Origin of the sequence: Pseudomonas sp. 43mfcvi1.1 (assembly GCF_900115935.1) — a bacterium.
GTDB classification, from domain to species: Bacteria; Pseudomonadota; Gammaproteobacteria; order Pseudomonadales; family Pseudomonadaceae; genus Aquipseudomonas; species Aquipseudomonas bijieensis.
The window spans coordinates 111,368-130,883 of sequence record NZ_UETT01000005.1 but is presented as its reverse complement, the minus strand read 5'-3'; the positions used below and the strand labels follow the sequence as shown (position 1 = coordinate 130,883).

Here is a 19,516-nt window from a genome sequence, read left to right as displayed (position 1 = left end):
TTAGACATCAGCGGCCGGACCGCCAATCGGTGTTTCCGGACGCTCACCCTGTACCGCCGGAGGCGTACCGGAGGTGCCGGTACCACCCGACCAGTCACGAGGCTCGCGAGGTTCGCGACCCGCCATGATGTCGTCGATTTGCTCGGCGTCGATGGTTTCGTACTTCATCAAGGCATCGGCCATGGCATCGAGCTTGTCACGGTTGTCCGTGAGAATCTGCCGGGCAGTGCCGTAGCACTGGTCGATGATACTGCGCACTTCGGAATCGATCAGCTTGGCTGTCTCGCCGGAGAAGCTTGCATGCTGGCCACCGCCACCACGACCAAGGAACACCTCCCCCTCTTCTTCGGCATACATCAGCGGCCCCAACTTCTCGGACAGGCCCCACTTGGTGACCATATTCCGAGCGATCTGACTGGCGCGCATGATGTCGTTGGACGCGCCGGTGGTCACACCGTCGAAGCCCAGGGTCATTTCCTCAGCGATACGGCCGCCATACAACGAACAGATCTGGCTGATCAATGCACGCTTGGACAGGCTGTAGCGATCCTCTTCCGGCAGGAACATGGTCACGCCCAAGGCACGACCTCGCGGGATGATCGAGACCTTGTAGACCGGATCATGCTCGGGCACGACACGACCGACGATCGCGTGACCCGCCTCGTGATACGCGGTGTTCTGCTTTTCTTTCTCCGACATGACCATGGACTTGCGCTCCGCGCCCATCATGATCTTGTCCTTGGCCAGCTCGAACTCCTTCATCTCCACGACACGCTTGCCGGTACGAGCGGCGAACAACGACGCTTCGTTGACCAGGTTCGCCAGGTCTGCACCGGAAAAGCCCGGCGTACCACGCGCGATGACTGCCGGAGCGACGTCATCACCCATTGGCACCTTGCGCATATGGACCTTGAGGATCTGCTCGCGACCGCGAATGTCCGGCAGCCCCACCACGACCTGGCGGTCGAAACGTCCCGGACGCAACAGCGCAGGGTCGAGTACGTCAGGACGGTTGGTGGCGGCAATCACAATGATGCCGTCGTTCATTTCGAAGCCGTCCATCTCGACCAGCAACTGGTTGAGGGTCTGCTCGCGCTCGTCGTGCCCGCCACCCATGCCGGCGCCACGGTGGCGACCGACGGCGTCGATCTCATCGATGAAGATGATGCATGGCGCGTGTTTCTTGGCCTGCTCGAACATGTCGCGGACACGACTGGCGCCCACGCCGACGAACATTTCGACGAAGTCGGAACCGGAAATCGTGAAGAACGGCACCTTGGCCTCACCGGCAATCGCCTTGGCCAGCAAGGTTTTACCGGTACCTGGCGGGCCAACCATCAGCACGCCGCGTGGAATACGACCGCCCAGGCGCTGGAATTTGCCCGGATCACGCAGGAACTCGACCAGTTCGCCCACTTCTTCCTTGGCTTCGTCGCAGCCCGCGACGTCGGCCAGGGTGGTTTTCACCTGATCTTCGGAAAGCAGTCGAGCCTTGCTCTTGCCAAAGCTCATCGGCCCACCCTTGCCTCCCCCGCCACCCTGCATCTGGCGCATGAAGAACATGAACACGGCGATGATCACCAGGATCGGGAAGCTGGCGACCAGGAGCTGGGTCCAGATGCTTTGCTGCTCAGGCTGCTTGCCTTCGACCACGACGTGGTTGTCCACCAGGTCGCCGATCAGGCCATTGTCCTGGATTGCCGGACGAATGGTCTTGAAGCTGTCGCCATCGGTGCGCTTGCCGGTAATCACATAGCCATCAACGGCTACACGCTCGACCTTGCCATCCTTGACCTGCTGGATGAAGTCGGAATAGTTGAGGGTCTGCGGCTCGTTAGGGCTGGAGAAGTTGTTCATCACGGTCACAAGGACAGCGGCGATGATCAACCACAGGATCAGATTCTTTGCCATATCGTTCAATTAACTACCCTCTGAAGCAAGCTCCGCTACTGGCGCGCGCTTCGCATGATATTCACCGGCCTAACTTACTACATTACCTACGACTCTGGCAGGCGCCGTCTGTAACCCTTTGTGAAACACTTTCTACACAATATTCGCTAATGCTCACGGGACGAAATACGAAAAACCTATCGCCCCGGTCGAAAAACCTCTTATTCCTCACTGCGACCACGGAAACCACGGCCCAGCAGGTACTGCTCACGGGAGCGATCACGCGATGATTTCGGCTTGCGCGTCGTGACCTTCTCGAACTGCTTGCGCACGCTCTTGTGGTATTCGTCGAAGCCTTCACCCTGGAAGACCTTGATCAAAAAATCACCACCTGGCTTCAATACCCGAGTCGCAAGATCCAGTGCCAACTCGCACAGGAACATTGATCGCGGCATATCAACAGATGCCAATCCACTCATATTGGGGGCCATATCGGAAATCACAAGGTCCACCTCGTTTTTTCCAACCGCTTCAAGGATCTGCGCCAGTACGGCGTCCTCGGTGAAGTCACCCTGAATGAAGGTCACATCCGGGATGCTGTCCATTTCCAGGATATCGGAAGCGATCAGTGTGCCTTGTCCACCAATCAGACGACTGGTCACTTGGGACCAGCCACCCGGGGCGGCGCCCAAGTCGATCACACTCATGCCTGGACGGATCAAACGGTCTCTTTCTTGAATCTCCAGCAGCTTGTAGCTGGCACGGGAACGATACCCGTCTTTTTGCGCCATTTTCACGAATGGATCGTTGAAATGCTCTCTGAGCCAGTTCTGGCTAGTCTTGGAACGGGCCACGGGCCACCTCTAAAAATAAAACGGGTCGTGATTAAGTGGGCGGTCCCGGACTTGCTCGGGTAAACTGGCCGCCGCTTTTTACAAGATCAGACGCAGGGGTCAGATTATGCCGCTCACTCAAGAGCAGAAGAAACAATACAAATCCATTGGCCACCATCTGAAACCGGTTTTGACTGTGGCTGACAACGGTTTGACTGAAGGTGTACTCGCCGAACTGGAACGCGCCTTGGGCGATCACGAGCTGATCAAGATCAAGCTCAACATCCTCGACCGCGAAGCCCGCCTGGCTGCCGTTGCTGAACTGTGCAAGACCGGCAAGGCCGACCTGGTGCAGGTCATCGGCAAGATGGCGCTGATTTATCGCAAGAATTTCAGCGTCAACAAGCAACTGTCGAACGTTCACCGCTTCAAGTGATGTCAAAGGGTCAAGGGTGTGCCTCGCGCACCCTGCCGCCCCATCCGGGAACCGGCTGCAACACCAGCACCAACCCGGAAAAACCCAGCACCAGGTAACTGAATACCTGCCATTGGCTCGCATCCGGCCAGCCGAGACGCACTGCAAAGAACATCCCGCACGCGTACAACGACATGAGCAACAATTGCCCACGAATGTCGCGCCATAGACTGGCAAGGCCCTCGGCCTGAACCAGCACCAAGACCTGAAATATCACGCACGCTGCGGAAAAACCTACCAGCAGCGCCGTCAGCATGCCTGCGATTTCATCGATGAGCAGCGGTGCCAAGCCGACTCGACCCAGCACCGGCAGCAAACCGATGTGCAACAACCAGACGCCGCCCACCCACAACATCTGGGTGAGCTGCCAGATCATGGCGCCTGCTCGCAGCGGGCGCCTTCGTTCAGATGTGACGGACTTCGACAATCTCATACTCGATGACACCGCCAGGTGTCTTCACCGCCACCACATCACCCTCTTCCTTGGCAATCAAGGCGCGAGCGATGGGCGAACCAACGGAAATCTTGCCGAGCTTGATGTCTGCCTCGTCCTCACCAACGATCTGGTAAGTGACGCTTTCATCGGTCTCGACGTTGGCGATTTCCACGGTAGTGCCAAAGATCACCTTGCCGGTGTGCGGGATCGTCGTGACGTCGATGATCACCGCATTCTGCATACGGCCTTCGATATCACGGACACGCGCCTCGACCATCCCCTGCTCCTCTCGGGCAGCGTGGTATTCGGCGTTCTCCTTGAGATCGCCCAGCTCGCGCGCTTCACCAATAGCCTGGCTCAAGCGCGGGCGCTCGACCTTCGTCAGGAAAGCGTGTTCTTCTTCCAGGGCCTTCGCGCCCTGAACCGTCATCGGGTACTTGGTTATGCTCATGCCTTCAATCCTGCATGTAGATCCTGCAAGCGACGCACGGTCTTCTCGGGACCGAACTTGAGCGCTTCGCAGATCGCTTCGCCCGCAGCAATGGTCGTGGTGCAGTAGATCTTGTGCTGCAGCGCATTGCGACGAATGGAGTAGGAATCGGCGATCGACTGGCGACCTTCGGTGGTGTTGATGATCAGTGTGACTTCGTCATTCTTGATCATGTCGACCACGTGCGGACGCCCCTCGGTCACCTTGTTCACGCGGCGCACTTTCAGGCCTGCCGCCTCGATCAGTCTGGCAGTGCCGGCAGTGGCGACCACTTCGAAGCCCAAGTTGATCAGATCACGGGCTACGCCTGCAACCAGTGGCTTGTCGTCATCACGCACGCTGATGAACGCCGTACCGCCAGTCGGCAATACTTCGCTGGCGCCCATCTGGGCCTTGGCGAAGGCCTCGCCGAAGGTATCGCCCACGCCCATCACTTCACCGGTGGATTTCATTTCCGGGCCGAGGATCGGGTCCACGCCTGGGAACTTGGCGAACGGGAACACCGCCTCTTTCACACTGTAGAAGTTCGGAATGATTTCCTTGGTGAAATTCAGCTCTTTCAGGGTTTTGCCAGCCATGACCCGTGCCGCGATCATCGCCAGGGAAACACCGATGCACTTGGAGACGAACGGCACGGTCCGGGAAGCGCGCGGGTTGACTTCGATGACGTAGATGTCCTCGCCCTGCAAGGCCAGCTGCACGTTCATCAGGCCGACAACGCCCAGTTCCAGGGCCATTTTCTTGACCTGCTCGCGCATCTCGTCCTGGATGTGCGCCGGCAGCGAGTAAGGCGGCAGCGAACAGGCGGAGTCACCGGAGTGAACACCTGCTTGCTCGATGTGCTGCATGATCGCACCGATCACCACATCCTTGCCGTCGCTGACTGCGTCCACGTCCATTTCGATGGCGCAGTTGAGGAAGTGGTCCAGCAGCACCGGGCTGTCGTTGGACACCTGGACCGCTTCGCGCAGGTAGCGCTTGAGCTCGTCCTCCTGGTAGACGATTTCCATCGCACGGCCACCCAGTACATAGGACGGACGCACCACCAGCGGGTAGCCGATCTTGGCCGCGGCACGAATCGCTTCGTCCTCGCTGCGCACGGTGGCGTTTGGCGGCTGACGCAGGTTCAGGCGCTCGACCATCTGCTGGAAACGCTCACGGTCTTCGGCGCGGTCGATCGCATCCGGGCTGGTACCGATGATCGGCACGCCAGCGGCTTCAAGGGCGCGCGCCAGCTTCAGCGGGGTCTGGCCGCCGTACTGGACGATCACGCCTTTGGGCTTCTCGACGCGAACGATTTCCAGCACGTCTTCCAGGGTCACGGGTTCGAAGTACAGGCGATCGGAGGTGTCGTAGTCGGTGGAGACGGTTTCCGGGTTGCAGTTGACCATGATGGTCTCGTAACCGTCGTCGCGCAGGGCCAGCGCCGCGTGTACGCAGCAGTAGTCGAACTCGATGCCCTGGCCGATCCGGTTAGGACCGCCACCCAGGATCATGATCTTGTCGCGGGTCGATGGCGCCGCTTCGCACTCTTCTTCGTACGTGGAGTACAGGTAGGCGGTGTCGGTGGCGAACTCGGCCGCGCAGGTGTCGACGCGCTTGTAGACCGGGAACACTTCCAACTTGTGGCGATGAGCGCGCAGGCTCTTCTCGGTCACACCCAGCAGCTTGGCTAGGCGCATGTCGGAGAAGCCTTTGCGCTTGAGGCGGAACATCGTGTCGCGGTCGATGCTGGACATGCCCAGGGTCTTGACCTTCTCTTCTTCCTTGATCAGATCTTCGATCTGCACCAGGAACCAAGGGTCGATCATGTTCATGCCGAAGATCTGCTCGACGGTCATGCCGGCACGGAAGGCATCGGCCACGTACCAGATACGCTCGGCGCCCGGCACGGTCAGCTCGCGCTTGAGCACGCTCATGCTTTCCGGATCATTCAGGTCCAGCTTCGGATCGAGGCCGCAAACGCCCACTTCCAGGCCGCGAAGGGCTTTCTGCAGGGATTCCTGGAAAGTCCGGCCGATGGCCATGACTTCACCAACCGACTTCATCTGAGTAGTCAGGCGGGCATCGGCCTTGGCGAATTTCTCGAAGGCGAAGCGTGGCAGCTTGGTAACGACGTAGTCGATGGACGGCTCGAAGGACGCCGGGGTCTTGCCGCCGGTGATGTCGTTCGACAACTCGTCCAGGGTGTAGCCCACGGCCAGCTTGGCAGCGACCTTGGCAATCGGGAAACCGGTGGCCTTGGAAGCCAGGGCCGACGAACGGGATACCCGCGGGTTCATCTCGATGACCACCATGCGACCGGTGTTCGGGCAGATGCCGAACTGGACGTTGGAGCCGCCGGTTTCCACGCCGATCTCGCGCAATACCGCCAGGGAGGCGTTACGCAGGATCTGGTATTCCTTGTCGGTCAGGGTCTGGGCCGGCGCGACAGTGATCGAGTCACCGGTGTGCACGCCCATCGGGTCGAAGTTCTCGATGGAGCAGACGATGATGCAGTTGTCCTTTTTGTCGCGGACAACTTCCATTTCGTATTCTTTCCAGCCGATCAGGGATTCGTCGATCAGCAGTTCCTTGGTCGGCGACAAGTCGAGACCACGGGCACAGATTTCTTCGAACTCTTCACGGTTGTAGGCGATACCACCACCGGTGCCGCCCATGGTGAAGGACGGACGGATGATGCACGGGAAGCCAAGGCGTTCCAGGACAGCGTTGGCCTCTTCCATGCTGTGGGCGATGCCCGAGCGCGGGCAGTCCAGGCCGATGGATTTCATCGCCTTGTCGAAGCGCGAACGGTCTTCGGCCTTGTCGATGGTATCGGCGTTGGCGCCGATCATTTCCACACCGAACTTCTCCAGGACGCCTTCGCGCTCCAGGTCCAGGGCGCAGTTCAGCGCGGTCTGGCCACCCATGGTCGGCAGCAGTGCGTCCGGGCGCTCTTTCTCGATGATCTTGGCAACGGTCTGCCACTTGATCGGCTCGATGTAGGTGGCGTCGGCCATGGCCGGGTCGGTCATGATGGTGGCCGGGTTGGAGTTCACCAGGATGACGCGGTAGCCCTCTTCGCGCAGGGCTTTACAGGCCTGCGCGCCGGAGTAGTCGAATTCGCAGGCCTGGCCGATCACGATCGGGCCAGCGCCGAGAATCAGGATGCTTTTTATGTCTGTACGTTTTGGCATGGGTTTGTCACTCAAATCCGCAGGTCAGTCGGCTAGGCCGTCGAACAATCTTTGAAGCGCCCGAGGGGGCCGCCGCACTCGGGGCCGCCCTCGGGCTTCACGCGGTCAGCGTCGCTTGGCCATCTCATTGATGAAGCGATCGAACAGCGGCGCCACATCGTTCGGGCCCGGGCTGGCTTCAGGGTGGCCCTGGAAGCTGAACGCGCTCTTGTCGGTACGCTCGATGCCTTGCAGCGTGCCGTCGAACAGCGACTTATGGATCGCACGCACGTTGGCTGGCAGAGTCGCTTCATCTACCGCAAAACCGTGGTTCTGGCTGGTGATCATCACCACGCCCGTGTCCAGGTCCTGCACCGGGTGGTTGGCACCATGGTGGCCATGGCCCATCTTCAAGGTCTTGGCGCCCGAGGCGAGGGCCAGCAATTGATGACCGAGGCAGATGCCGAATACCGGGATCTCGGTTTCCAGCACGTCCTTGATCGCCTGGATCGCGTAGTCGCAAGGCTCGGGGTCACCAGGGCCGTTGGACAGGAACACGCCGTCGGGCTTGAGGGCCAGGACGTCGGCGGCCGGGGTTTGGGCTGGCACCACGGTGACGCGGCAACCGCGCTCGACCAACATGCGCAGGATGTTCAGCTTGACGCCATAGTCGTAAGCAACCACGTGGTATGGCAGCTCGGAAGCCTCGATCGTCGCGTGACTGTCGGTCTTCAGGTCCCAGACCGTGGAGCGCCATTCGTATTGTTTCTTGGTGCTGACGACTTTCGCCAGGTCCATGCCCTTGAGACCCGGGAAACCCTGGGCAGCGGCAATGGCGGCTTCTTCGGAAATGTTGTCGCCGGCCATGATGCAGCCGTTCTGCGCGCCTTTTTCCCGAAGGATGCGGGTCAGGCGACGAGTGTCGATACCAGCGATCGCCACAACGTTGTTGGCTTTCAGGTAATCGGACAGGGACATCGTGTTACGCCAGTTGCTCGCTACCAGCGGCAAGTCACGGATGACCAGGCCGGCGGACCAGACACGATCAGACTCGGCATCTTCCGGCGTGGTGCCGGTGTTGCCGATGTGCGGGTAAGTCAGGGTAACGATTTGCTGGGCGTAGGAAGGATCGGTAAGAATTTCCTGATAGCCGGTCATTGCGGTGTTAAACACCACCTCACCAACGGTCTGGCCGTCGGCTCCAATGGCTTCGCCGCGAAAAATGCTGCCATCAGCAAGGGCGAGTATGGCTGGCTTAGTCAAGAAGACCTCCCGTAAATAAAGCCTGAAAGGGCGATCGCAGGTTGTAAAAAAGCGGAGTGACGTATGGACACGTCACCCCGCTTCTTCACTGAATTATTCTGCGCGCTTTTAGTGGACACACTAAAGCTGTAGCTTACAGAAAAAGGCTTTTTTGGTCCACCGCTAATGAGCCTTAAAGGCAGGGGAATGCGACAGGCCGTCGCGAAGCGGTGTAAAACGGGGCTCAGTATAACCTGAACCCCGCGTTCAATGGCATCAACGCAGGTCGAGAACGTCCTGCATGTCGTACAAACCCGGCTCGCGGCCATCCAGCCACAGCGCAGCACGTACGGCACCCTTGGCGAAGGTCATCCGGCTCGATGCCTTGTGGGTGATTTCCAGGCGCTCGCCCTCAGTGGCGAACAGCACGGTATGGTCGCCCACCACATCGCCACCGCGCACAGTGGCGAAACCGATGGTATCGCGCTCACGAGCACCGGTATGCCCCTGGCGCCCATACACGGCCACTTCCTGCAGATCGCGACCCAGCGTATCGGCAATCACTTCCCCCATGCGCAAGGCCGTTCCCGAAGGCGCGTCGATCTTGTGGCGGTGGTGCGCCTCGATGATTTCGATATCCGCATCGTCACCCAAGACCCGGGCCGTCATCTCCAGCAGCTTCAGTGACAGGTTCACACCCACGCTGAAGTTCGCCGCGAACACGATCGCAATGTCTTTGCCCGCATCGGCCAGCAACTGCTTTTGCGCGGCATCCAGCCCCGTCGTGCCGATCACCATGGCCTTGCCATGTTTGCGGCAGATCGCGAGGTTTTTCAGCATCACGTCCGGCAGGGTGAAGTCGATCAGCACATCGAACTCGTCGAGCACCTTCTCCAGGCCACCGGACATCGGCACACCGATACGCCCCAGCGAGGCCAGCTCGCCAGCATCGGCACCCACCAGCGTACTGTCGGGCCGCACAATGGCTGCCGTCAGGCCGGAGAGCGGAGAGCGCTGCTGCACCGCCTCGACCAGCGCCTTGCCCATGCGCCCCGCAGCGCCCATCACAGCTATACGTCGCATGCCAACTCCTTACAGGTCGCCGAAGAAGCGCTTCACGCCTTCGAACCAGCCGGTGGTTTTCGGGGAGTGACTGTTGTCATCGGCCAGCGAGCTGCGAAACTCCTCCAGCAACTCACGCTGGCGCCGACTCAGGTTGACCGGAGTCTCCACCGCCACGCGGCACATCAGGTCACCCGCGCCGCCACCACGCACTGGTGCAACGCCCTTGCCACGAATCCGGAACTGCTTGCCGGTCTGCGTACCCTCGGGGATTTTCAACTTGACGCGACCGTCGAGGGTCGGGATCTCAAGCTCACCGCCCAAGGCAGCATCGACGAAGCTGATCGGCACTTCGCAGAACAGGTGCTTGCCGTCACGTTGGAAAATCGAATGCTCGCGCACGTTGATGACCACGTACAGGTCGCCAGTCGGGCCACCCTGGGCACCCGCCTCGCCTTCGCCGGACAGACGAATGCGGTCACCGGTATCGACCCCGGCCGGCACTTTCACCGACAGCGTCTTGTACTCTTCGACACGCCCTTCACCGTGGCAGGAGTCGCACGGGTCGGAAATGATCTTGCCCTGGCCATGGCAACGCGGGCAGGTCTGCTGCACCGAGAAGAAGCCCTGTTGCATGCGGACCTGGCCGATGCCGCCGCAGGTTGGGCACGTAACAGGCGAGGACCCCTTCTTGGCACCCGAGCCATCGCACGGCTTGCAATTGACCAGTGTCGGAACACGGATATTCACGGTAGTACCGCGCACCGCCTCTTCCAGGTCCAACTCCAACGTGTAACGCAGGTCACTGCCACGCTGGGCGCCACCACGGGCACCGCCGCGACCGCCACCGAAGAAATCGCTGAACACATCGCCGAAAATATCGGAGAAATTCTGACCGCCAAAACCGGCACCGCCGCCACCCATGCTTGGGTCGACACCGGCATGACCGTACTGGTCGTAAGCCGCGCGTTTACTGGAATCGGACAGTACTTCGTAGGCCTCGTTGGCCTCCTTGAACATCTCTTCCGACGCTTTGTCGCCGGGATTACGGTCCGGGTGGTGCTTCATCGCCAGGCGACGATAGGCCTTTTTCAGGTCTGCCTCGCTGGCCCCCCGCTCGACACCCAATACTTCGTAAAAGTCACGCTTTGCCATTAGTCTTTGCACTCTTATAGGACGTCCGGCAAACCTCTCCTGAACCTTGCCAAACTCGTTGAGCCCCAATACAGGCCCGGACCCAACTCACGTCGATTCAACGATCCTGGTCTTTAATCTTTCAGCCAGGGACCCGGCCAAAACGCGGTGTATGTCGTTCGGAAAGCAGGAGCATTCCCGATCACACCGCCAGCATCCGAGCGTTGTCGCATGCTGTAAAAATTCACTGACTCCAGACACGCCAACGCGGGAGCAAGCTCCCGCGCGGCGACATCCTACCAGCCACCGCACAAATGCAGTCAACCGGCCGACCAACAAGCGATTACTTGTGGTCTTTCACTTCTTCGAACTCAGCGTCAACGACATCGTCGGCTTTTTCGGCCGACTCGCCCTGGGCTGCGCCTTCAGCGGGCTGAGCCTGCTCGGCGTACATCTTCTGGGCCACTGGAGCGGAGACCTTGGACAACTCTTCGATCTTCGCCTCGATGGCAGCCTTGTCGTCGCCTTTGACGGCAGCTTCCAGGGCAACCACAGCCGCTTCGATAGCGGTTTTCTCTTCCGCGGTCACTTTCTCGCCAGCATCGGCGATCATCTTGCGGGTCGAGTGCACCAGGGCGTCGCCCTGGTTGCGGGCGCTAGCCAGTTCTTCGAACTTGCGGTCTTCCTCGGCGTTGACTTCAGCATCGCGAACCATCTGCTGAATTTCTTCCTCGGACAGACCGGAGTTGGCCTTGATCACGATCGACTGGGTCTTGCCGGTGGCCTTGTCTTTCGCGCCGACATGCAGGATGCCGTTGGCGTCGATGTCGAAGGTCACTTCGATTTGTGGCACGCCACGTGGAGCCGGTGGAATCTCGGCCAGGTCGAACTTGCCCAGGGATTTGTTCTGGGCAGCCTGCTTGCGCTCACCTTGCAGCACATGGATGGTCACGGCGCCCTGGTTATCGTCAGCAGTCGAGAACACTTGGGATTTCTTGGTAGGAATCGTGGTGTTTTTCTCGATCAGCGCGGTCATCACGCCACCCATGGTTTCGATACCCAGGGTCAGCGGGCTGACGTCGAGCAGCAGAACGTCCTTCACATCACCGGCCAGAACGGCGCCCTGGATGGCAGCACCCATGGCAACGGCTTCGTCCGGGTTCACGTCCTTACGCGCTTCTTTGCCGAAGAAATCGGTCACCAGCTTCTGAACCAGCGGCATACGGGTCTGGCCGCCAACCAGGATCACGTCGTTGATCGAGCCAACGTCGATACCGGCATCTTTCATCGCAATGCGGCAAGGCTCGATGGTGCGCTGAACCAGGTCTTCCACCAGCGCTTCAAGCTTGGCGCGGGAGATTTTTACGTTCAGGTGCTTAGGACCGGTGGCGTCTGCGGTGATGTACGGCAGGTTCACGTCGGTCGACTGGCTCGAGGACAGTTCGATCTTGGCTTTTTCAGCGGCTTCTTTCAGGCGCTGCATGGCCAGCGGGTCACCCTTGAGGTTCATGCCGCTTTCTTTCTTGAACTCGTCGACGAGGTAGTCGATCAAGCGAATGTCGAAGTCTTCACCACCGAGGAAGGTGTCACCGTTGGTCGCCAGTACTTCGAACTGGTGTTCGCCATCGACTTCAGCGATCTCGATCACAGAGACGTCGAAGGTACCGCCGCCCAGGTCATAAACGATCACGGTGTGATCGCCCTTGGCCTTGTCCATACCATAGGCCAGAGCTGCCGCAGTTGGTTCGTTGATGATACGTTTTACGTCAAGGCCCGCGATGCGGCCGGCGTCTTTGGTCGCCTGGCGCTGGCTGTCGTTGAAGTATGCAGGAACGGTGATGACCGCTTCGGTCACGGCTTCGCCGAGATAATCCTCAGCGGTCTTCTTCATTTTCTTGAGAATTTCAGCCGAGATCTGTGGCGGTGCCATTTTCTGGCCGTTCACTTCAACCCAGGCGTCGCCATTGTCAGCCTTGGCGATTTTGTAAGGCACCATCTTGATGTCTTTCTGAACGACTTCTTCGTCGAACTTGCGACCGATCAGACGCTTCACCGCGTACAGGGTGTTATGCGGATTGGTCACTGCCTGACGCTTGGCCGACTGGCCAACCAGAATCTCGCCATCGTTGGCGTAAGCGATGATCGACGGCGTGGTACGCGCGCCTTCAGCGTTCTCGATAACTTTGGCCTTGCCGTTTTCCAGCACGGAGACGCACGAGTTGGTGGTCCCCAGGTCGATGCCGATAATCTTGCCCATGTTAACTCTCCCGGAACTTGGATTTTGTTGCCGCAGCAGTGGTGGCTAACTGCGGTAGCACTTAAACGCTTGACTTAATAGATGGGGCCGCTACGACCGATTTCAAGCCTGCTCATCAATAGAAGGCGAAACCGGTGCTGGCGTCTTGCTGACCACGACCATGGCCGGGCGCAACAGACGACCGTTGAGCAGGTAACCCTTCTGGAAAACCTTCAGGACGCTGTTTGGCTCGACGTCGGCACTTTCCTGCATCGCCATGGCCTGATGGTGCTCGGCATTGAAGGGTTCGCCATGGGGGTCGAGGGCTTCGAGCTGATAACGCTTGAGGGTGTCCTGGAACATTTTCAGGGTCAGCTCGATGCCTTCACGCATCGGACGGATGTTTTCGTCATCCGGGTTGGACAGTTCCAGGCCGCGCTCCAGGCTGTCGATGATCGGCAGCAGGTCGCCAGCGAAACGCTCCAAGGCGAATTTATGAGCCTTCTCTACATCTTGCTCGGCGCGACGGCGGACATTCTGCAGGTCGGCTGCTACACGCAACGCCTGATCCTGCGCACCGGCCAGTTGCTCTTCGAGCACTTGTACACGTGCCGCCAGGTCTTCACCGGAATCCTGGGAAGCCTGGTTGGCGTCTAGATTTTGCGTATCCTGCGTCTGTTCGTCAGCCATAGATTTCTCCTCTCAACTTCGTCCGCGAGCTCGACTCGCGCTTCTGCCCCGGTATATGGGGTCGGGTTTTCCAGCTTCAAGGGCCATCTGACGAATTAACCTTACAAAAAACAGCTGCATAGTCATTCCTCGCAGCGCTAAGAAAACCATCCGCCCAAGCAAATCGAGCTAAGCGAGGGCATTGTCAGGCCGAAACAAAACACTGTATAAATAACCAGACCTAAAGCCTGGGAGCGGCCTTATGCTGGTGCACCTGTCCGTACACAACTACGCCATCGTCGAACATCTCGACCTCGAACTTGACCGAGGCATGAGCGTGATCACCGGTGAAACCGGCGCGGGCAAGTCGATCATGCTCGATGCCCTGGGCCTGACGCTGGGCGACCGCGCCGACAGTGGCGTAGTGCGCCCCGGAGCAGACAAGGCCGACATCCTGGCGACGTTCGACCTGGTCGACATCCCCGAGGCCAGCGCCTGGCTGGCCGAGCGCGACCTGGACACCGATGGCCTGTGCATCCTTCGCCGGGTCATCACCGCCGAAGGCCGTTCCCGAGGCTATATCAACGGCACGCCCTGCCCCTTGGGCGATCTCAAGGCCCTTGGCGAACTGCTGATCGACATCCACAGCCAGCATGAACACCAATCCCTGCTCAAGACCGACACCCACCGCCGCTTGCTGGATGAGTATGCCGGCGCCACGGACCTGGCCCGGCAGGTCCAACTGGCGGCCCAACGCTGGCGCCAGACCCGGCAGGAACTGGATCGACTTTCCAACTCCGGCGACGAACAACGCGCCCGTCACCAGTTGCTGAGCTACCAGCTCGAAGAGCTGGAGAACCTGGCCCTGGGTGAAAATGAACTGGAAGAGCTGGAGCAGGAACACAAGAACCTGACCAACGCCGAAACCCTGCTGGGTATCTGCCGCCAAGTGGTCGAGCAATGCAGCGAGAGCGATTCGGGCAATGTGCTCAATGCACTGACAGCGAGCCTGAACCGACTCTCCAGCGTGAACAATTCGGTGGGCGCCTTGAACGAAGCGACCAACCTGCTGACGAGTGCGCAGATCCAGGTCGAAGAGGCCGTCGGGGAGCTGAATCGCTTCCTCGATCATTTCGATGCCGACCCGGCACGCCTGCAATACCTGGAAGAACGCCTGGACACCATCTATACGCTGGCGCGCAAGCACCGCATCCAACCGACCGATGTTGCCGAGCTCCAGCAGCGGCTACTGGACGAACTGGAAACCCTGAACGCCAACGATGAATCCATCGAACGCCTGGGGGACGAACTGGCTTCTTATGCCCGTCATTATCAGGAAAAGGCCAAGGAACTCAGTGAACTGCGCCGGCAGGCCGCAACAGGGCTGGCCTGCGCCGTGGAGCAGGAAATCCAGCGCCTGGGCATGCCCGGCGGGCGCTTCACCATCGAATTGCGCCCCAATGCCGGCGACGAGCTCCAGCCCAATGGACTTGAGCAAGTGGAATTGCTGGTCAGCGCCAACCCCGGACAACCACTCAAGGCCCTGGCCAAAGTCGCCTCCGGCGGCGAATTGTCACGAATCAGCCTGGCTATCCAGGTCATCACCGCACAGACCTCTCGCGTGCCGACGCTGGTATTCGACGAAGTGGACGTAGGCATCGGCGGCCCAACCGCGGAAATTGTCGGCCAACTGCTGCGCCGACTGGGTGAGCGTGGCCAAGTGCTGACGGTTACCCACCTGCCCCAAGTCGCCGCCCAGGGACACCAGCATTTGTTCGTGCACAAAGTGCGTGGCGAGGACGCCACCCGCACCGCTGTGTCCAAACTCAACAAAAATGAGCGCGTGGAAGAGGTGGCGCGAATGCTCGGAGGTATCGACCTCACCAAGGAATCCCTGGCCCACGCGAAAAAAATGGTCGTTACCGCGAAAATCTGAGAACGGTAGAAAGCACGAAGGCGACCCTGGGGTCGCCTTCGTTCGTTTCGCGAACCTTAAGTCCGCGCGACATGCTTACTTTTTCTTGCGTACGTACAGCACGAGATTGTGATCAACCATCTCGAAGCCATACTTGTCGACGATTGCTTTCTGCAGCCGCTCGATTTCTTCGTCGAAGAATTCGATCACTTCACTGGTCTCGACGTTGACCATATGGTCGTGATGCTTGCCGTCGTCCAGCTCGAAGACCGCGTGGCCTCCGTCGAAGTTGTGCCGCACCACAAGGCCAGCTGCCTCGAACTGGGTCAGAACACGGTAAACCGTGGCCAGACCGACGTCCTCACCAGCCTCCATAAGCGCCTTGTAGACATCCTCGGCACTCATGTGGCGTTGCTCGGCGGAATCGAGCATTTGCAGAATCTTGACCCTTGGCAGGGTCACTTTGAGGCCGGCTTTGCGTAGTTCGCTATTTTCAACCATGGTCAGCTTTCTCGCGATGCTGCTTCGCAGCTTCTCTTAATGCGGGTATGATCGGCGTTTACGTTGTCCCAGCCAAGATAGTGGAAGTCGCCCACCGATGCAAAACACCAAGCTCTTGCTAACCAGTTTCACCTTTGTGGGACTGCTCGCACTCGCCGGTTGTTCATTCCCCGGGGTTTACAAAATCGACATCCAGCAGGGCAATGTCGTCACGCAGGACATGATAGACCAGTTACGCCCGGGAATGACCCGCCGGCAAGTACGGTTTATCATGGGTAACCCTCTGTTGACCGACACGTTCCACGCCGATCGCTGGGATTATCTGTACAGCTTGCAGCCAGGCGGCGGCGAGCGCCAACAGGAACGCATCAGCGTTATCTTCAACTCTAACGACCAACTCGTCAGCCTGTCGGGCGATTTCATGCCCGGCGTGAGCCGCGACGAGGCCATCATGGGCAAGGATAGCGGCACTACCGTTACCGATCCGACCCAGAACGCCGAACAGCCGAAACCGGAAAAACCGGCCAAGCCAGGTTCGTTGCTGGACCAGATCCAGAAGGACGTGGACAAAGTCGAGACCGTACCAGTCCCGACGCCAGAGCCCCTGGATACTTCGCCGCAATAAGTCGCAACATGAAAAAACCCGGCATGCCGGGTTTTTTATTGCCTGCGATTCAAGCGGGTTACTGATCGGATTGGCGCGCTTGAGCGGCCTTGGCCGCCCGCAATCGACGAATTTCTTTAGGATCGGCCAGCAAAGGTCGATAAATCTCCAGCCGATCACCCGCCTGGACCACCTGCCGATCAGGATCGGCGACCACTTTGCCAAAAATCCCCACCGGGCAGGTCGCCAGATCCAGTTTCGGGAACGCATCGGTAATGCCCGATGCCTTCAGCGCCGCGCGAACACTCGTGCCTTGCGGCACGGCAAATGTGCGCAAGACCTGGCGGTCGACGCTGGCATACACCACTTCTATCTCAATCAACGCTTGAGCTCGGCATTCTGCTTGGCCCGCTGGCAGAACGCGTCGACCAGGGTATTGGCGGCCTGATTGAACAGCGGCCCCAACGTCGCTCGCACCAATGGGCCGGCGTAGTCGAACGACAGGTCCAGGCTGATCTTGCAGGCCTTATCGCCCAGAGACTTGAACACCCAGACGCCGTGGAGCTGATTGAAGGGCCCCTCTTCCAGGTTCATCTCGATGGATTGCCCTGGCACCAGCGTATTGCGCGTGACGAAACGCTGGCTCAAACCGCTCTTGGCAATGTTGAGACTGGCGCGCATATGAGTTTCAGAGCTCTCCAGCACCTCGGCGGATGCGCACCACGGCAGGAACTCCGGGTAGCTCGCCACATCGTTGACCAGGTCATACAGCGCCTGCGCCGGGTAGGGCAGCAAGGCCGAGCGTTGAATATGTGTCGTCATGTAAGCGTCACTTCCACAGCTGGGCGGCAAACACTACGAGAATGCCGATGGGCGCCACATAGCGCATCAAGAACAGGCTCAAGGCAAACAAAACCGGGCTGCGCAGCGACAATTCATCACGCACCGCTTCACGCCCCATGACCCATCCTGCAAACACCACGAAACACAAACCACCCAATGGCAGCATGATCCGTGATGTGAAGAAATCAATCACGCCGAAGAAATCCAGTCCTCCGGTTGCGCCCCACTGGTAGAGATGAAACAACCCGCCTTCGTTCACGAAAAACTTCGCTTGCTTCCATATATTGAAGGAAAACACCGTGCCCAGGCCGACAAACCAGCAGGTGAAAGCCAGCCAGAAGGTCACCCAGGCGCGGCTGATGCGGGTCCGTTCAACCAAGTAGGCCACCATGGGTTCCAGCAGGGAAATGGCCGAGCTCCAGGCCGCGATGGCCACCAGGACAAAAAACACCACGCCCATCAATTGGCCGAAGGCCATGCTGCCGAAGGCAAAGGGCAGGCTGACAAACATCAACCCCGGCCCCTCGCTCGGGTTCAGGCCAGCGGCGAACACAATCGGAAACAATGCCACGCCCGCCAACAGCGACACGAAGGTATCCAGCAGTGCCACGCCAAAGACGGTCCGGGTCAAGGATGCGTTCTTGGGCATGTAGGCGCCGTAGATCATGATCGAGCCAACCCCGACGCTCAGGGAGAAAAACGCGTGCCCCATCGCCGGTAAAAGGCCATCCAGGACTTTCTCTGGCTGGAAGTCGAACATGAAGTGCACGCCTTCCATGAAATGCCCAGTGGTCATGCTGTAGCCCAGCAGCACCAGGATCATCACGAACAGCAACGGCATCATGATCCGCAGGCTGCGCTCAAGCCCGGCGACCACGCCCCGGGCAATCACCACCGCCGAAAGCACCATGAAGATCGTGTGCCAGAGGGTCAGCCTCCAGGGATCGGAGATCACGTTGCCGAAATAGGCGCCCACCTGATCCGGCGTGGCCCCCTGGAAGTCCCCGCGCCCCATGTCGATGATGTAGTCCAGCGACCAGCCACCGACCACGCTATAGAAAGACAGGATCAACAGCGCCGTGATCATCCCGGCGAAGGCGCCCCACGACCATTTGGTCGAATGCCCCGCTTCCACCGCCAGCACCTTCAGGGCATTGGCCGGGCTTTGCCGGGCCCGACGACCAATCAGGGTTTCAGCCAGCATCACCGGAGCGCCGATGAGCGCAATGCACGCCAGGAACATCAGTACGAAGGCGCCGCCACCGTAGACGCCGACCATGTACGGAAACTTCCAGATACTACCCAGCCCCACGGCAGAACCGGTCGCCGCGAGTATGAAGACCCAACGGCTAGCCCAACTGCCGTGGACAGAAACCTTGTCTGTCGACATCGTGATCACGCCCAAGCGTTCAAAAAAGAGGCCGCATTGTCCGGGATTCACTCAACGTGCTCAAGCACGCAGCTTCACCGTAGCCGACACGCACGCAACTGCCTATAATGCCGCCCCTATGGCTAAACAGAAGAAACACCCCACAGGGACCATCGCGCAAAATAAAAAGGCGCGACACGATTACTTCATCGAACAACGTTTCGAGGCTGGCATGGTCCTGGCCGGTTGGGAAGTAAAGAGCTTGCGTGCCGGCAAGGCGCAGTTGGTTGACAGTTATGTGCTGCTCAAGGACGGCGAAGCCTGGCTGCTGGGCAGTCATATCACGCCGCTGACAACCGCCAGCACCCACGTGATCGCCGATCCGGTGCGCTCGCGCAAGCTGCTGCTCAACAAGCGCGAGCTGGAAAAACTCTTCGCGTCCGTGCAGCAGAAAGGCTACGCCTGCGTCTGTACGTCACTGTACTGGAGCAAGCACTTGATCAAGTGCGAAATTGCCCTGGGCAAGGGCAAGAAGGAATACGACAAGCGCGATACCGAACGCGAACGCGACGCCGGTCGCGAGTTGCAGCGCGCGGTGCGCAACAAGGGCAAGGAAGACTGATTCTTTCGCCTTGAAGCCGCATTCGCGAGCAAGCCCG

At 59.4% G+C, this 19,516-nt stretch carries 18 protein-coding genes; 4 read left to right on the top strand and 14 right to left on the bottom strand.

From position 1 onward, the window contains the following. On the bottom strand, positions 1-1,911 hold the full coding sequence (ftsH, locus tag DTP52_RS11475) for an ATP-dependent zinc metalloprotease FtsH (protein ID WP_109753484.1): 1,911 nt from the start codon (positions 1,909-1,911) through the stop codon (positions 1-3). 200 nt (positions 1,912-2,111) lie between these two features. Then, a complete protein-coding gene (gene rlmE / locus DTP52_RS11470) occupies positions 2,112-2,744 on the bottom strand; it encodes a 23S rRNA (uridine(2552)-2'-O)-methyltransferase RlmE (protein WP_109753483.1) in 633 nt (210 codons plus the stop codon). A gap of 106 nt (positions 2,745-2,850) precedes the next feature. Between rlmE and DTP52_RS11465 the strand changes: the two genes are divergently transcribed. Then, positions 2,851-3,159, top strand: coding sequence for a YhbY family RNA-binding protein (locus DTP52_RS11465; protein WP_003177852.1), 309 nt, complete (start codon positions 2,851-2,853; stop codon positions 3,157-3,159). A 10-nt stretch (positions 3,160-3,169) separates the two neighbouring features. On the opposite strand, the gene DTP52_RS11460 is transcribed toward DTP52_RS11465, so the two are convergent. The 8 genes from DTP52_RS11460 to grpE form a co-directional block, all read right to left on the bottom strand. Next, complete coding sequence (locus DTP52_RS11460) at positions 3,170-3,574, bottom strand: MFS transporter (protein ID WP_109753482.1); 405 nt, start codon at positions 3,572-3,574, stop codon at positions 3,170-3,172. Positions 3,575-3,602: 28 nt separating this feature from the next. Beyond that, positions 3,603-4,079 carry a transcription elongation factor GreA gene (gene greA, locus DTP52_RS11455; RefSeq protein WP_030139783.1) on the bottom strand — a complete coding sequence of 159 codons (477 nt, stop codon included), beginning with the start codon at positions 4,077-4,079 and terminating at the stop codon, positions 3,603-3,605. 2 nt (positions 4,080-4,081) lie between these two features. Continuing rightward, on the bottom strand, positions 4,082-7,303 hold the full coding sequence (gene carB, locus DTP52_RS11450; protein ID WP_109753481.1) for a carbamoyl-phosphate synthase large subunit: 3,222 nt from the start codon (positions 7,301-7,303) through the stop codon (positions 4,082-4,084). Positions 7,304-7,408: 105 nt separating this feature from the next. Next, complete coding sequence (gene carA, locus DTP52_RS11445; protein WP_003197697.1) at positions 7,409-8,545, bottom strand: glutamine-hydrolyzing carbamoyl-phosphate synthase small subunit; 1,137 nt, start codon at positions 8,543-8,545, stop codon at positions 7,409-7,411. 255 nt (positions 8,546-8,800) lie between these two features. Next, positions 8,801-9,607 carry a 4-hydroxy-tetrahydrodipicolinate reductase gene (dapB, locus tag DTP52_RS11440; protein WP_109753480.1) on the bottom strand — a complete coding sequence of 269 codons (807 nt, stop codon included), beginning with the start codon at positions 9,605-9,607 and terminating at the stop codon, positions 8,801-8,803. A gap of 9 nt (positions 9,608-9,616) precedes the next feature. Beyond that, the gene (gene dnaJ, locus DTP52_RS11435; protein ID WP_109753479.1) at positions 9,617-10,741 is read right to left on the bottom strand and encodes a molecular chaperone DnaJ; all 1,125 of its coding nucleotides are present in this window, start codon (positions 10,739-10,741) and stop codon (positions 9,617-9,619) included. A 322-nt stretch (positions 10,742-11,063) separates the two neighbouring features. Further along, positions 11,064-12,977: a molecular chaperone DnaK gene (gene dnaK / locus DTP52_RS11430; protein ID WP_109753478.1), complete on the bottom strand. Its 1,914-nt coding sequence runs from the start codon at positions 12,975-12,977 to the stop codon at positions 11,064-11,066. 102 nt (positions 12,978-13,079) lie between these two features. Beyond that, on the bottom strand, positions 13,080-13,646 hold the full coding sequence (gene grpE, locus DTP52_RS11425; RefSeq protein WP_109753477.1) for a nucleotide exchange factor GrpE: 567 nt from the start codon (positions 13,644-13,646) through the stop codon (positions 13,080-13,082). A gap of 241 nt (positions 13,647-13,887) precedes the next feature. Between grpE and recN the strand changes: the two genes are divergently transcribed. Next, positions 13,888-15,561: a DNA repair protein RecN gene (gene recN, locus DTP52_RS11420; protein ID WP_109753476.1), complete on the top strand. Its 1,674-nt coding sequence runs from the start codon at positions 13,888-13,890 to the stop codon at positions 15,559-15,561. A 75-nt stretch (positions 15,562-15,636) separates the two neighbouring features. On the opposite strand, the gene fur is transcribed toward recN, so the two are convergent. Continuing rightward, complete coding sequence (fur, locus tag DTP52_RS11415; RefSeq protein ID WP_003197684.1) at positions 15,637-16,041, bottom strand: ferric iron uptake transcriptional regulator; 405 nt, start codon at positions 16,039-16,041, stop codon at positions 15,637-15,639. Between the two features lie 97 nt (positions 16,042-16,138). On the opposite strand from fur, the gene DTP52_RS11410 reads away from it, so the two are divergent. Beyond that, positions 16,139-16,666, top strand: coding sequence for an outer membrane protein assembly factor BamE (locus tag DTP52_RS11410; protein ID WP_109753475.1), 528 nt, complete (start codon positions 16,139-16,141; stop codon positions 16,664-16,666). 58 nt (positions 16,667-16,724) lie between these two features. On the opposite strand, the gene DTP52_RS11405 is transcribed toward DTP52_RS11410, so the two are convergent. The 3 genes from DTP52_RS11405 to DTP52_RS11395 are packed head-to-tail and all read right to left on the bottom strand — an operon-like array spanning position 16,725 to position 18,878. Next, complete coding sequence (locus DTP52_RS11405) at positions 16,725-17,027, bottom strand: RnfH family protein (RefSeq protein ID WP_109753474.1); 303 nt, start codon at positions 17,025-17,027, stop codon at positions 16,725-16,727. Next, complete coding sequence (locus DTP52_RS11400) at positions 17,024-17,467, bottom strand: type II toxin-antitoxin system RatA family toxin (protein ID WP_109753473.1); 444 nt, start codon at positions 17,465-17,467, stop codon at positions 17,024-17,026. The genes DTP52_RS11405 and DTP52_RS11400 overlap by 4 nt, the downstream gene beginning before the upstream one ends. A gap of 7 nt (positions 17,468-17,474) precedes the next feature. Next, positions 17,475-18,878: a sodium-dependent transporter gene (locus DTP52_RS11395; RefSeq protein ID WP_109753718.1), complete on the bottom strand. Its 1,404-nt coding sequence runs from the start codon at positions 18,876-18,878 to the stop codon at positions 17,475-17,477. A gap of 118 nt (positions 18,879-18,996) precedes the next feature. Between DTP52_RS11395 and smpB the strand changes: the two genes are divergently transcribed. Beyond that, entirely contained in the window at positions 18,997-19,479 is a 483-nt protein-coding gene (gene smpB / locus DTP52_RS11390; RefSeq protein WP_030139770.1) for an SsrA-binding protein SmpB, read from the top strand. Positions 19,480-19,516 lie beyond the last annotated feature (37 nt).

Coding starts and splice junctions, on each gene's coding strand:
- ftsH (WP_109753484.1), bottom strand. CDS start 1,911: ATGGCAAAGAATCTGATCCTGTGGTTGATCATCGCCGCTGTCCTTGTG.
- DTP52_RS11465 (WP_003177852.1), top strand. CDS start 2,851: ATGCCGCTCACTCAAGAGCAGAAGAAACAATACAAATCCATTGGCCAC.
- DTP52_RS11460 (WP_109753482.1), bottom strand. CDS start 3,574: ATGATCTGGCAGCTCACCCAGATGTTGTGGGTGGGCGGCGTCTGGTTG.
- carB (WP_109753481.1), bottom strand. CDS start 7,303: ATGCCAAAACGTACAGACATAAAAAGCATCCTGATTCTCGGCGCTGGC.
- dapB (WP_109753480.1), bottom strand. CDS start 9,607: ATGCGACGTATAGCTGTGATGGGCGCTGCGGGGCGCATGGGCAAGGCG.
- dnaJ (WP_109753479.1), bottom strand. CDS start 10,741: ATGGCAAAGCGTGACTTTTACGAAGTATTGGGTGTCGAGCGGGGGGCC.
- dnaK (WP_109753478.1), bottom strand. CDS start 12,977: ATGGGCAAGATTATCGGCATCGACCTGGGGACCACCAACTCGTGCGTC.
- grpE (WP_109753477.1), bottom strand. CDS start 13,646: ATGGCTGACGAACAGACGCAGGATACGCAAAATCTAGACGCCAACCAG.
- recN (WP_109753476.1), top strand. CDS start 13,888: ATGCTGGTGCACCTGTCCGTACACAACTACGCCATCGTCGAACATCTC.
- fur (WP_003197684.1), bottom strand. CDS start 16,041: ATGGTTGAAAATAGCGAACTACGCAAAGCCGGCCTCAAAGTGACCCTG.
- DTP52_RS11410 (WP_109753475.1), top strand. CDS start 16,139: ATGCAAAACACCAAGCTCTTGCTAACCAGTTTCACCTTTGTGGGACTG.
- DTP52_RS11400 (WP_109753473.1), bottom strand. CDS start 17,467: ATGACGACACATATTCAACGCTCGGCCTTGCTGCCCTACCCGGCGCAG.
- DTP52_RS11395 (WP_109753718.1), bottom strand. CDS start 18,878: ATGTCGACAGACAAGGTTTCTGTCCACGGCAGTTGGGCTAGCCGTTGG.
- smpB (WP_030139770.1), top strand. CDS start 18,997: ATGGCTAAACAGAAGAAACACCCCACAGGGACCATCGCGCAAAATAAA.